The 12,790-nt window shown below is 43.0% G+C and carries 8 protein-coding genes and 3 tRNA genes; 10 read left to right on the forward strand and 1 reads right to left on the reverse strand.

Annotated elements, in window-relative coordinates:
• The first annotated feature begins 36 nt into the window (after positions 1–36).
• The 10 genes from PGU50_RS05885 to PGU50_RS05930 all read left to right on the forward strand — a co-directional run bounded on the left by PGU50_RS05885 (position 37) and on the right by PGU50_RS05930 (position 11,918).
• Positions 37–110 (forward strand) — tRNA-Met (locus PGU50_RS05885).
• Positions 111–129: 19 nt separating this feature from the next.
• Positions 130–202, forward strand: a tRNA-Phe gene (locus PGU50_RS05890).
• A gap of 34 nt (positions 203–236) precedes the next feature.
• A tRNA-Lys gene (locus PGU50_RS05895) sits at positions 237–309 on the forward strand.
• A 207-nt stretch (positions 310–516) separates the two neighbouring features.
• Positions 517–2,229, forward strand: coding sequence for an ABC-ATPase domain-containing protein (locus PGU50_RS05900; protein ID WP_270246422.1), 1,713 nt, complete (start codon positions 517–519; stop codon positions 2,227–2,229).
• A 27-nt stretch (positions 2,230–2,256) separates the two neighbouring features.
• Positions 2,257–3,720 carry a D-alanyl-D-alanine carboxypeptidase family protein gene (locus PGU50_RS05905; RefSeq protein WP_195255469.1) on the forward strand — a complete coding sequence of 488 codons (1,464 nt, stop codon included), beginning with the start codon at positions 2,257–2,259 and terminating at the stop codon, positions 3,718–3,720.
• A 465-nt stretch (positions 3,721–4,185) separates the two neighbouring features.
• Entirely contained in the window at positions 4,186–7,347 is a 3,162-nt protein-coding gene (gene ileS, locus PGU50_RS05910) for an isoleucine--tRNA ligase (protein ID WP_117824583.1), read from the forward strand.
• Between the two features lie 38 nt (positions 7,348–7,385).
• Positions 7,386–9,854, forward strand: a complete 2,469-nt coding sequence (locus tag PGU50_RS05915; RefSeq protein WP_008375560.1) for a glycogen/starch/alpha-glucan phosphorylase — start codon at positions 7,386–7,388, stop codon at positions 9,852–9,854.
• Positions 9,855–9,895: 41 nt separating this feature from the next.
• Positions 9,896–10,795 carry a SpoIID/LytB domain-containing protein gene (locus PGU50_RS05920; protein WP_118219794.1) on the forward strand — a complete coding sequence of 300 codons (900 nt, stop codon included), beginning with the start codon at positions 9,896–9,898 and terminating at the stop codon, positions 10,793–10,795.
• 43 nt (positions 10,796–10,838) lie between these two features.
• A complete protein-coding gene (locus PGU50_RS05925) occupies positions 10,839–11,615 on the forward strand; it encodes a M23 family metallopeptidase (protein WP_270246423.1) in 777 nt (258 codons plus the stop codon).
• Between the two features lie 45 nt (positions 11,616–11,660).
• Positions 11,661–11,918 carry a GIY-YIG nuclease family protein gene (locus tag PGU50_RS05930; protein ID WP_173689179.1) on the forward strand — a complete coding sequence of 86 codons (258 nt, stop codon included), beginning with the start codon at positions 11,661–11,663 and terminating at the stop codon, positions 11,916–11,918.
• A gap of 115 nt (positions 11,919–12,033) precedes the next feature.
• Here PGU50_RS05930 and trhA read toward each other — a convergent pair whose 3' ends face one another.
• Positions 12,034–12,684, reverse strand: coding sequence for a PAQR family membrane homeostasis protein TrhA (trhA, locus tag PGU50_RS05935; protein ID WP_117835332.1), 651 nt, complete (start codon positions 12,682–12,684; stop codon positions 12,034–12,036).
• Between the last annotated feature and the right edge of the window lie 106 nt (positions 12,685–12,790).

Genomic DNA, 12,790 nt, shown 5'->3' on the forward strand with positions numbered 1-12,790 from the left:
CATATTTAAAAAAAATGTGCTATAATGAGATATCATCGCGGGATGGAGCAGTCTGGTAGCTCGTCGGGCTCATAACCCGAAGGTCGTAGGTTCAAATCCTGCTCCCGCAACTCACACATTAGTGTGTATGCCCAGATAGCTCAGTCGGTAGAGCAGAGGACTGAAAATCCTCGTGTCACTGGTTCGATTCCGGTTCTGGGCACTGTCTTCGAAAGAAGGCAAGCTGTATAACAGATGGAGCATTAGCTCAGGTGGTAGAGCACTTGACTTTTAATCAAGTTGTCCGGGGTTCGAATCCCCGATGCTTCATGATTTAGAAGATGTAAATCCTGTATAAATTGGGTTTACATCTTTTTTCGTTTTATAGAAAATTTAATATGTACCAAGTAAATTTTTGCTAGTAAAATAGAATGATACCAGGGTCAAAAGGTCAGAAAGCCGATGCAAGCTTGCCTGCAAGAGGATTTTTGACCTCTTGACCCCAACATCATAGAATTTGATAAGAGGGAGCAGGATATGAAATCAGCAGCAGAATTAGAAAAAAATTTGATGAGTATCAATCGAAGAAGCTATCCAGCTTACAAAGATTTGAGAGGAAGCTATCAGTTTCAGGGATACCAGCTCAATATTGATCATGTACAAGGAGATCCATTTGCTTCTCCGTCAAAGCTGAGTATTCAGGTGAAGAAAATCCAGGCGAGATTTCCAGAAGAATATTATAAAGAAGAACACAGAAGAATTGCGCTTCAGGATTATCTGACAAGACAATTCGGAAAAGCTGTTTCCAAATTTATTTTCCAGGCAAAGGGTTCCGGGAAAAGTGGATTGATTGGGATAAGCCGTTGTGGACAGGAGGTTCTGGACAGGACTGCATTTGAAATTAAGGATGGAGATCTTCTGGTACGGTTTGAAGTTGGATTTCCGGCAAATGGACGGACGATCAATGCATTTGAACTGAGGAAGATTTTGTTTGAGTATCTTCCGGAAATAGCTGACAGATCTTTATATTATAAGAACCTGAATCAGCAGGAAGTGAAAAAGTGTATAGAACTTGCGGAAGATCAACATTATATAAGAAGAGAACTGACAAAGCGGAGACTTATTGCATTTGTGGCAAATGGTTCTATACTGCCAAGAGAAAGCGGTGTATCACAGAAGCCTATGAAAGGTGCAATTGCTTTTGAAGCACCGGAAAGAATGGAAGTAGAGATGGAACTTCCACACCGGGGTAAAATAAAAGGAATGGGAATCCCGGAAGGAATTACTTTGATCGTGGGTGGAGGATATCATGGAAAATCAACACTTCTGAAGGCACTCGAGCAGGGAATTTACAATCACGTTGCCGGAGATGGAAGAGAATACGTGATTACTTCGGATACTGCGATGAAGATCCGGGCCGAGGATGGAAGATGTGTATCCCATATCAATATTTCACCGTTTATCAATGATCTGCCGAATAAGAAAGATACAGTAAATTTTTCCACAGAGGATGCCAGTGGTTCGACTTCGCAGGCTGCAAATGTGGTAGAAGCGGTACAGTCAGGTGCAAAATGTCTTTTGATCGATGAAGACACCTGTGCGACGAACTTTATGGTCAGGGATGAGCTGATGCAGGCTGTCGTATCAGGTGAACAGGAACCAATCACACCATTTACTCTTCAGGCAGGTAACCTGTATCAAAAGCAGGGAATTTCTATTATTCTGGTGGCCGGAAGTTCTGGATCTTATTTTTACATTGCTGATCATGTGCTGCAGATGGATAATTACCGAACGTACGATATCACAGAAAAAGTGAAAACGGTGATTGGTGAAAAAAGTGAGACCGGAGAGAAAAAGGTTCCGGTTGATGTAGCTGTCTTATTTGATAAAGATCATCACAGAAGCTTAAAGGCCGGAAAAATGGAAAAGAAGAGAGATCAGGTGAAGATAAAACAGTTTGGTAAAGATTCATTTTCTATTGGAAGAGAAAATGTGGATCTGAAATATGTAGAACAAATCCTGGATGCAGAACAGACAACGGCATTAGCGTACTGCCTGAAGAATCTGCTGGAAGAAATGGAACGGAAGGAACAGGATGTTGATCTTTGCGTGGAAAAGCTCTGGAGTCAGATTAAGAAGCAAGGTCTGGCATCCCTTTGCAAAGGAAGTTATCTTTCTGTATCAATGGCACAGGTCCGTAAACAGGATATTTACGCATGCCTGAACAGATATCGGGGATTTATCGGATAAGATTAAAGAATTTGGAGGAGAAGATCCGTGAGGAGATGGAAGAAAATTTTAAGTGCATCGCTGGTGGCAGTGATGGTTGGAAGTCTTGGAATGACCGCATTTGCAGAAGATACGTCAGCAAATGAACCAATTGATACAACGGTCAGCAATTATAATCTGACAGAGGAAGAAACTTCCGGAAAAAATCAAGAAGAAATTAAAGCCCTGCAGCAGCAGAAAATCGATGAAGTAACACAGCAGGCATATGATATGAAGATTGCCAGCAATGAGCTGGAGAACTGGCCGGAAGGACCGGCTACTTACGGAGAGGCTGGGATTGTCATGGAGGCAAAAAGCGGTGCAATCCTTTATGCGAAAAACATTGACGGAAAGGCTTATCCTGCCAGTATTACAAAGATTTTAACGGCACTTGTCGCATTGGAAAACGGCAATCTTGATGACAAGATCACGATTACACAGAATAGTGTGGATTGTGTAGCAGAGGGGGATGCTTATATCGGAATGATCGCGGGGGAGGAAATTTCTTTAAATGATGCGCTTCACGCACTTCTGATGGCATCTGCAAATGAAGTTGCTTATGCGATTGCTGAAAATGTGGGTGGTTTAGGATATGATGGCTTTATTGCAAAGATGAATGAACGCGCAAAAGAGCTGGGAGCAGTAAATTCTGATTTTGAAAATCCGAATGGACTGAATGCGCAGAACCATTATACGACGGCACGTGATATGGCACTTATTACACAGGAACTGCTTGAAAATCATGAAGAATTCAAGACGATTGCCCAGACACAGCAGTATACGATCGGTGCAACCAATCTGGTAAATCAGGCGAGAACCTTTCAGCAGAGTGATCTGATGTTTTACGAGGGAAACGACTATTATTATCCAAAGACAATAGCCGGAAAAACCGGTTATACGGATGAAGCACTCAACACACTGGTATCCTGTGCAGCGGATGATAATCTGGAGCTGATCAGTGTTGTCTTGAAGACACATGGGAAAAATGTATACCCAGACTCCGTCAATTTACTGGAGTATGGATTTAATAATTTCGCAAAATATACGATTGCGGATTATGAAGACTCCGCAGATTTTAAAGAAATTGATCCGAATGCATATGTTGTACTTCCGGAAAATGTAAATTTCCAAAGCCTGGATTACGAAATTACGCAGGATGACACGAACAGCAGCACCGGAACAGTAACTTATACTTATCAGGGCAACCCGGTCGGAAAAGCAGCTGTGACATTAAGTGATGAATATCTGCAGAAGGATAACACAGAAAATGAAGCACAGGTGTCCGGCGATAAGTCAGACAGTGAAACACAAAAGCAGGCTCAGAGTACAATACCACGAGAGGTAATCCTTGTAATCTGTGTGATTGCAGCAGTACTCATTCTTATTATTGTATGGAGGGCTGTTCTGAAACATTTGAGAAAGAAGAAAGTGGAAACAAACAGAAAGCGCAGAAGAGAAGTTGACAAAGATTAACGTCTGGTCAGCTAAATATAAGGAAAGAATCACGAAATCCCGCAGAACCCCTTGACGAAGCAAGGGGTTCTTTATTATAATAACCTAGAAATGGTGAAAAAAGATCAAAAGACATTGACGAAGACAGTAAGGTTTATTTGAAAGGTAAAGCGAACCGGAGATGGTGGAAGACCGGTACAAGTAGGGTAGATCTGAACATCACTTCCGAGTTGCAGTAACTGAAAGTAATCTGGCGAGTAAGTTCTGACGGTTATTTCCCCCGTTACAGGAAACTCATATGCTGGTATGCAGTAACAGGTGGTTAACGATGTACAGACTTTCGTCCTTTTACGGGTGAAAGTCTTTTTTAATTTTACAGGAAATTCCAAATACTTCCTGCAAAATTAAGGGCACTACGTGCCGGGGCACATTTTTCTATATACCCAAAAATGCATACAAAGTCATTGATTCAGAAAGGAGCTTATCATGGCTAAGTACAAAAAAGTGGATACAGACCTGAAGTTTGTAGACAGAGAAAAAGAAGTTGAAAAATTCTGGAATGAAGAAGATATTTTCAAGAAAAGTATGGAGAACCGTAAAGAAGGAGAAACTTATACTTTCTACGATGGACCTCCGACAGCAAATGGAAAACCGCATATCGGACACGTTCTTACCCGTGTAATCAAAGATATGATCCCGAGATACCGTACAATGAAGGGCTACATGGTTCCGCGTAAGGCAGGATGGGATACTCACGGACTGCCGGTAGAGCTGGAAGTAGAAAAGCTGCTCGGCCTTGATGGAAAAGATCAGATTGAAAAATATGGTGTAGAACCATTTATCAATAAATGTAAAGAAAGTGTCTGGAAATACAAAGGAATGTGGGAAGATTTCTCTTCTACAGTAGGTTTCTGGGCAGATATGGAAAATCCATATGTTACTTATGATAATAACTTTATCGAGTCTGAATGGTGGGCTCTGAAGAAAATCTGGGATAAGGGACTCCTTTACAAAGGATTTAAGATCGTTCCGTATTGTCCACGTTGTGGAACACCACTTTCAGCACAGGAAGTTGCACAGGGATATAAGGACGTCAAAGAACGTTCTGCTATCGTTCGTTTCAAAGTGAAAGACGAAGATGCATACATCCTTGCATGGACAACCACACCTTGGACTCTTCCGTCTAATATCGCACTCTGCGTAAACCCGGAAGAAGATTACGCCAAAGTAAAATGTGCAGACGGATATACTTATTATATGGCATGCGCTCTGCTTGACACCATTCTTGGGAAATTTGCAGAAGAAGACAAACCGGCATACGAAGTTCTGGAAACTTACAAAGGAAAAGATCTGGAATACAAAGAATATGAACCGCTTTACCAGTGTGCATATGACTGCGCAGCAAAACAGAAAAAGAAAGCATTCTTTGTTACCTGTGATGATTATGTAACTCTGACAGATGGTACTGGTGTTGTTCATCTGGCACCAGCATTTGGTGAAGATGATGCGAAAGTAGGACGCAAATATGACCTTCCATTCGTACAGCTCGTTGACGAGAAAGGGGATATGGGCGAAACAACTCCATTTGCAGGACTTTTCGTAAAGAAAGCAGATCCGGAAGTACTTAAAGATCTGGATGCTCGTGGACTGCTCTTCGATGCTCCGAAGTTTGAACACAGTTATCCACACTGCTGGAGATGTGATACTCCACTGATCTACTATGCAAGAGAATCATGGTTCATCAAGATGACAGAAGTTAAAGATGACCTGATCGCAAATAACAATACTATCAACTGGATCCCGGAAAGCATTGGTAAAGGCCGTTTTGGTGACTGGCTTGAAAATGTTCAGGACTGGGGTATCAGCCGTAACCGTTACTGGGGAACTCCACTGAATATCTGGGAATGCGAATGCGGATGCCAGCACTCGATCGGAAGCATTGAAGAACTGAAATCCATGTCAGACAACTGCCCGGATGATATCGAGCTTCACCGTCCATATATTGATGATGTAACAATCAAGTGTCCGAAGTGTGGAAAACAGATGCACCGTGTACCGGAAGTTATCGACTGCTGGTTCGACAGCGGATCCATGCCGTTTGCACAGCATCACTATCCATTTGAAAATAAAGAAGTATTTGAACAGCAGTTCCCGGCTCAGTTCATTTCTGAAGCCGTTGACCAGACAAGAGGATGGTTCTATTCTCTGCTGGCAATTTCAACCCTGATCTTCAACAAAGCACCATACCAGAACGTAATCGTTCTCGGACATGTACAGGATGAAAATGGTCAGAAGATGAGTAAATCCAAAGGAAATGCGGTTGATCCGTTTGATGCTCTGGAGACATACGGTGCAGATGCGATCCGCTGGTATTTCTATGTAAACAGTGCACCGTGGCTGCCGAACCGTTTTCATGGAAAAGCGGTTATGGAAGGACAGAGAAAGTTCATGGGAACACTCTGGAACACCTATGCATTCTTCGTATTGTATGCCAATATTGATGATTTTGATGCAACAAAATATGCACTTGAATATGACAAATTATCTGTAATGGATAAATGGCTCTTATCAAAACTGAATACACTGATCAAGACAGTAGATAATCATCTTGCAAATTACCGGATTCCGGAAGCTGCAAGAGCACTTCAGGACTTCGTAGATGATATGAGTAACTGGTATGTAAGACGAAGCCGCGAACGTTTCTGGGCAAAAGGAATGGAACAGGATAAGATCAATGCTTACATGACTCTTTATACAGCACTCGTTACTGTATCAAAGGTTGCAGCACCTATGATTCCGTTCATGACAGAAGAAATTTACCAGAACCTGGTAAGAAGCGTAGATGAAAGTGCTCCGGAAAGTATCCACCTTTGTGATTATCCGGTTGCAAATGAAGCTTATATCGATAAGACTCTGGAAGAGAACATGGATGAAGTCCTGAAGATCGTTGTAATGGGACGTGCATGCCGTAATACAGCCAACATCAAGAACCGTCAGCCGATCGGAAAGATGTTCGTAAAAGGTGCTTCTAATCTGCCGGAGTTCTATCAGGATATCGTGACAGATGAGCTGAATGTAAAAGAAATCGAACTTACAGATGATGTTCGTGCATTTACTTCTTATACATTTAAACCACAATTAAAGACAGTTGGACCAAAATATGGTAAATTGTTAGGTGGAATCAAGAATGAACTCAGCAATTTGGACGGAAATGCTGCTATGGACGAACTGAATGCGACAGGTGTTCTGAAGCTTCAGGTAAATGGACAGGAAATTGAACTTGCAAAAGAAGACCTTCTGATCGACATGGCACAGATGGAAGGATATGTATCTGAGAGTGACTATGGTATCACCGTTGTACTGGATACAAACCTGACAGAAGAACTTCTGACAGAAGGATTTGTACGTGAGATCATCAGCAAGATCCAGACTATGCGTAAGGAAGCCGGATTTGAAGTTATGGATAAGATCAAGGTAACTTACGACGGAAGCGAAAAGGCAGAAAAAGTATTTGCAGAGTATGCAGAGCAGATCGGACAGGAGACACTTGCGGTAGCAGTTGAAAAGGCTGAACCTGCAGGCTATGTGAAAGACTGGAAGATCAACGGTGAAGCTGTAAATATGGGCGTAGAAAAGCAGGGAGAATAATCCCTGCCGCTGCGCAAAAATGAGAAGGGAATATAGGCATGTACAGTAAAAGATTTGAAAAAGAAACTTTTAAAAATGATGTGAAAGAAAATGTGCGGACACTGTATCGTAAAGAGATTGAAGAAGCAACTCCGCAGCAGATTTTCCAGGCAGTATCTTATGCAGTAAAAGAAGCAATTGTAGATGACTGGCTTGCGACACAGAAAACATACGAAAAAGAAGATCCAAAGACCGTATATTATATGTCAATGGAATTTCTTATGGGACGTGCACTTGGCAACAACCTGATCAACATGACTGCATATAAAGAAGTAAAAGAAGCCCTTGATGAGATGGGCATTGATCTGAATGTGGTAGAAGATCAGGAACCGGATGCGGCACTTGGTAATGGTGGTCTTGGACGTCTTGCAGCTTGCTTCCTGGATTCACTTGCATCTCTTGGATACGCAGCTTACGGCTGTGGAATCCGTTACCGCTACGGTATGTTCAAACAGAAGATCAAAGATGGCTATCAGGTAGAAGTACCGGATAACTGGCTCAAAGATGGCAATCCGTTTGAAATCCGTCGTGACGAGTATGCAAAGGAAGTCCGTTTTGGTGGTACCATTCGTGTACAGTATAATGAACAGACCAAGAAAGAAGATTTCATCCAGGAAAATTATGAATCCGTACTTGCTATTCCATATGATATGCCGATCGTAGGATATGGCAACCACGTAGTCAATACACTGCGTATCTGGGATGCACAGGCAATCACAGACTTTAAACTGGATGCATTTGACAGAGGAGAATACCATAAAGCGATCGAGCAGGAAAACCTTGCAAAAACGATCGTCGAGGTTCTTTATCCAAATGACAACCACTATGCAGGAAAAGAGCTTCGTCTGAAACAGCAGTATTTCTTTGTATCTGCCAGTCTTCAGGTTATGCTTGATAAATATAAAAAGAAACACAAAGATGTGCGCAAACTGTATGAAAAAGTTACGATCCAGATGAACGATACTCACCCGACTGTAGCAGTTGCAGAGTTGATGCGTCTGCTCATTGACCAGGAAGGTCTTGGATGGGATGAAGCATGGGAAGTAACAACAAAGACGGTTGCTTACACCAACCATACGATCATGTCAGAAGCACTTGAAAAATGGCCGATCGATCTATTCTCAAGACTGCTTCCGCGTGTATACCAGATCGTACAGGAAATTAACCGCCGTTTTGTAGAACAGGTTCGCCGTATGTATCCGGGCAATGAAGATAAAGTCCGTAAGATGGCTATCCTGATGGACGGTCAGGTAAGAATGGCACATATGGCTATTATTGCAGGCTACTCCGTAAATGGTGTTGCAAGACTTCATACAGAGATTCTGAAACATCAGGAATTAAAAGATTTCTACGAAATGATGCCGGAGAAATTCAACAACAAGACCAATGGTATCACACAGAGAAGATTCCTTCTTCATGGAAACCCGCTGCTTGCAGACTGGGTAACAGACCACATCGGAGACGGCTGGATCACAGATCTGTCCCAGATGTCAAAATTAAAACCGCTTGCAGATGATCCGAAGGCAAGAGCAGAATTTATGGATATCAAATACAAGAACAAAGAACGTCTTGCAAAATATATTCTGGAACACAATGGAGTAGAGATCGATCCGAGATCTATTTATGATGTACAGGTTAAGCGTCTTCATGAATATAAGAGACAGCTTCTTAATATTCTGCATGTAATGTATCTGTACAACCAGATCAAAGAACATCCGGAGATGTCCTTCTATCCGAGAACATTTATCTTTGGTGCAAAAGCTTCCGCAGGATATGTCCGTGCAAAAGAGATCATCAAACTGATCAACTCTGTAGCAGATGTGGTAAATAATGACCTGAGCATCAATGGAAAGCTGAAAGTCGTATTTATCGAAGATTACCGCGTATCCAACGCAGAATGGATCTTCGCGGCAGCAGATGTCAGCGAACAGATTTCTACCGCTTCCAAAGAAGCTTCCGGAACAGGTAACATGAAGTTCATGCTGAACGGTGCACCGACACTTGGAACTATGGATGGAGCCAATGTAGAGATCGTAGAAGAAGTTGGAATTGAAAATGCATTTATTTTCGGCCTCAGTTCTGACGAAGTTATCAACTATGAGAATAATGGCGGATATAACCCGCAGGAGATCTACTTCAATGACTGGGATATTAAGAGAGTCGTTGACCAGTTGATGGATGGAACTTATTCACATGGTGACCATGAGATGTTCCGCGACCTGTATAATTCACTTCTGAACACACAGGGGGGAGACAGACCGGACAGATACTTTATCCTGAAAGACTTCCGCTCTTATGCAGAAGCACAGAAGAAAGTGGAAGAAGCTTACAAAGATCCGGATCGTTGGGCTAAGATGGCACTTCTGAATACAGCAAGTTGTGGTAAATTTACTTCAGACAGAACCATTCAGGAATATGTTGATAATATCTGGAAACTGGATTATGTTACAGTTAAACCAGAAGCATAATCAGTCAAAACCTCTCATACAGTGGTATGGGAGGTTTTATTATGCGAAAATACTTCAGACAGGCAGGCTATTTTGCTGCCATTCTTATATTACTTCCGTATGTGGTTACGATTCTGCTGAATGGCAGAAGCAGTTTGGCGCAGGACAATGGGACGAGCCCGTATGTGACCGTAAAAAGTGACGAAAAGAACAGAAAAATTTCACTGGATGAATATGGGATCGGGATTCTGGCTAAAGAAATTGAGGGAGATGCGGAGGAGGAAGCGTTAAAGGCACAGGCAGTGTTGATCCGGACCAGCATTTACAAAAGCATCCAGGATGAGGGCACCAGCACTGTCCTGACGAAGGAATACTGGACCAGGCAGCAGATGGAGAGCAACTGGGGAGCAGATCATTATGGAGAATATTATGAGAAGATGAAAGCTGCGTGGGATGAGACGAGGGGACAGGTTCTGATGTATGACGGAAAGCTGATTCTGACCCCGTATCACCGGTTAAGCAACGGAAAAACAAGGTCTGGAAATGAAGTGTTTGGTTCGGAAGAGTATCCGTATCTTCAGAGCAGGGAATGTCCCGAAGATGTGGAGGCAAAAGAGGAGATGACCGTGTCCATGATCCAGGGAAGCGACATGGAAGTGACAGGAACAGACAGTGCCGGGTATGTGACAGCAGTCCGTTGTGGCAGTGAAACAGTAAATGGTGAAGAATTCCGGAGAACCTACCATCTTGCCTCGTCATGTTTTGCGCTTCAGGATTATGACGGGCAGACAAGGGTTACGGCGAAGGGAATCGGGCACGGTCTTGGGATGAGCCAGTACACGGCAGAGAAGATGGCAGAGGAAGGGAAAACCTGTGAAGAAATCCTGCAATATTTTTTCACTGATGTCAGTCTGGAAGAGGTCACGGATATTGTGATCGAAAAAAACGAAAAGGGAGAATAAGTTGGTCATTTTCTGGCAAAAATATTGTCAGAGGTGATAAAATATGAATAAAAAGCAGCAGTCCTCTAATAAGAGGAGAAAAAGAGCGTCGATCGGTCTTGCGGTTTGCTTTGCCGCTGCTATTGTGCTTACAGGAGCCTATACATGGAGAAATTACCGGGCAAATGTGAAGGATGAGCAGGCAAAGATCGAGGAAGAACAGCAGGCGAAAGAGGAAGAAATCAAAAGAAATACGGAAGAGACAAGCAGTATTGCAAAGAAAGCGCTGGAAGATGAAGAACCTGTGACAAAAGAGGACAGCCAGGCTGAAAATACGGCAGCAGATGGAAGTACAGAGAACCGGATGGATACATGGGAGACGGACAGCACGCAGACCGCAGGAACGGCAATGAACCTGAATTTCGGGGAGGACAGCCAGCTTCTGTGGCCGGTGGACGGCAATGTGCTGATGAGCTACAGTATGGATAAAACCGTATATTTTTCTACATTGGACCAGTACCGATATAATCCGGCGATGATCATATCCGGTGCGGTGAACGATAACGTGATCGCAGCAGCACCAGGTATTGTCAAATCCATTGATACCTTTGCGCAGACGGGAATCACGGTGACACTGGATATGGGGAATGGCTACGAGTGCATGTACGGACAGCTCAAGGAAGTGCAGGTGAAAGTCGGTGATTATCTGGAAGCGGGAAATGTGATCGGATATCTGGAGATTCCGACCAAGTATTACAGTCTGGAAGGCTGCAATCTGTATTTCGAGATGTTAAAAGATGGTCAGCCGGTCAATCCGATGGACTATCTGGCTGAAGAATAAGAGCAGAAGAAAGGAAGAGGGGCTTTTTGGTCCCTCTTTGAAGCAATGAATTATACATATATTTTAAAATGCAAGGATGAAACATTATATACTGGGTGGACGAATGATATTGAGAAGCGTCTGGAAGCGCATAATGCCGGGAAAGGCGCAAAATACACCAGATCCCGGAGACCGGTAGAGCTGGTATATCTGGAACAGTTTGAGACGAAGGAAGAGGCGATGCGGCGGGAGTATGCGATCAAGCATATGACGCGGAGGGCGAAGCTTGGACTGGTGATGAACTATAAAGAGACGGGGCAGTAAGGCATGAAACAGGAGAAGCAGATTAGCTTCTCCTGTCGGCATTTTGTGCAGAATAAAAAATTACTTTCGCAGCTTTAGTGGGGCGAGATTTCTGGATTTTTCGAGGATGCAAGGTTTACAATAAAGAATACATTACAACAAAGTGGCATGCACTTCCGCCCATCACGAAGAGGTGGAAGATTTCGTGGCTGCCAAAATTCTTATGCTTATTGTTGAAAATCGGAAGCTTCAGTGCATAGATCACACCGCCGATTGTGTAAATGATTCCGCCGGCGAGAAGCCATCCGAATTCTGTACGTGTCAGATTGTTGAGGATCTGACTGAATGCGAGGACACAGATCCATCCCATACTAATGTAGAGGACGGAGGATACCCATTTCGGGCAGAATACCCAGAACCCTTTAATAATAATTCCGGTGATTGCAATACCCCATACAAGTGCGAGCATGATAAGTCCGGTTCTGCGTTCCAGTACCAGCAGGCAGATCGGTGTGTAGCTTCCGGCGATCAGTACGAAGATCATCATATGGTCGATCTTTTTCAGGATCGTGTTGACACGTTCGGAAAGATCAAAGGTATGATAGGTTGTGCTTGCGGCGTATAAAAGAATCAGGCTGACAGCATAGATTGCAAGCGAGATCAGGTAAATCCGGCTCGGTTCGTGGGCTGCTTTTATTAAAAGTGGAAATGCGGCGAAAATTGCCATCAGCATGCCGATAAAATGTGTGATTGCACTTCCTGGATCTTTAATATGTTTCTTTTTCATCACAAATCCCTCCTTAGAGATGAATAATTAAAACTACAACATGTAGTAATCAATACTACATTAAGTATATGAGTATATTATACCGTTTATGCATAAAATGCAAGTG

It is taken from the genome of Coprococcus sp. AM11-30B (genome assembly GCF_027674365.1).
In the GTDB taxonomy this organism is placed as follows: Bacteria; Bacillota; Clostridia; order Lachnospirales; family Lachnospiraceae; genus Allocoprococcus; species Allocoprococcus comes.

Excerpts from the sequence above, each read along its gene's own strand:
- PGU50_RS05900 (WP_270246422.1), top strand. The coding sequence starts at position 517 with ATGAAATCAGCAGCAGAATTAGAAAAAAATTTGATGAGTATCAATCGA.
- ileS (WP_117824583.1), top strand. The coding sequence starts at position 4,186 with ATGGCTAAGTACAAAAAAGTGGATACAGACCTGAAGTTTGTAGACAGA.
- PGU50_RS05915 (WP_008375560.1), top strand. The coding sequence starts at position 7,386 with ATGTACAGTAAAAGATTTGAAAAAGAAACTTTTAAAAATGATGTGAAA.
- PGU50_RS05920 (WP_118219794.1), top strand. The coding sequence starts at position 9,896 with ATGCGAAAATACTTCAGACAGGCAGGCTATTTTGCTGCCATTCTTATA.
- PGU50_RS05925 (WP_270246423.1), top strand. The coding sequence starts at position 10,839 with ATGAATAAAAAGCAGCAGTCCTCTAATAAGAGGAGAAAAAGAGCGTCG.
- PGU50_RS05930 (WP_173689179.1), top strand. The coding sequence starts at position 11,661 with ATGAATTATACATATATTTTAAAATGCAAGGATGAAACATTATATACT.
- trhA (WP_117835332.1), bottom strand. The coding sequence starts at position 12,684 with ATGAAAAAGAAACATATTAAAGATCCAGGAAGTGCAATCACACATTTT.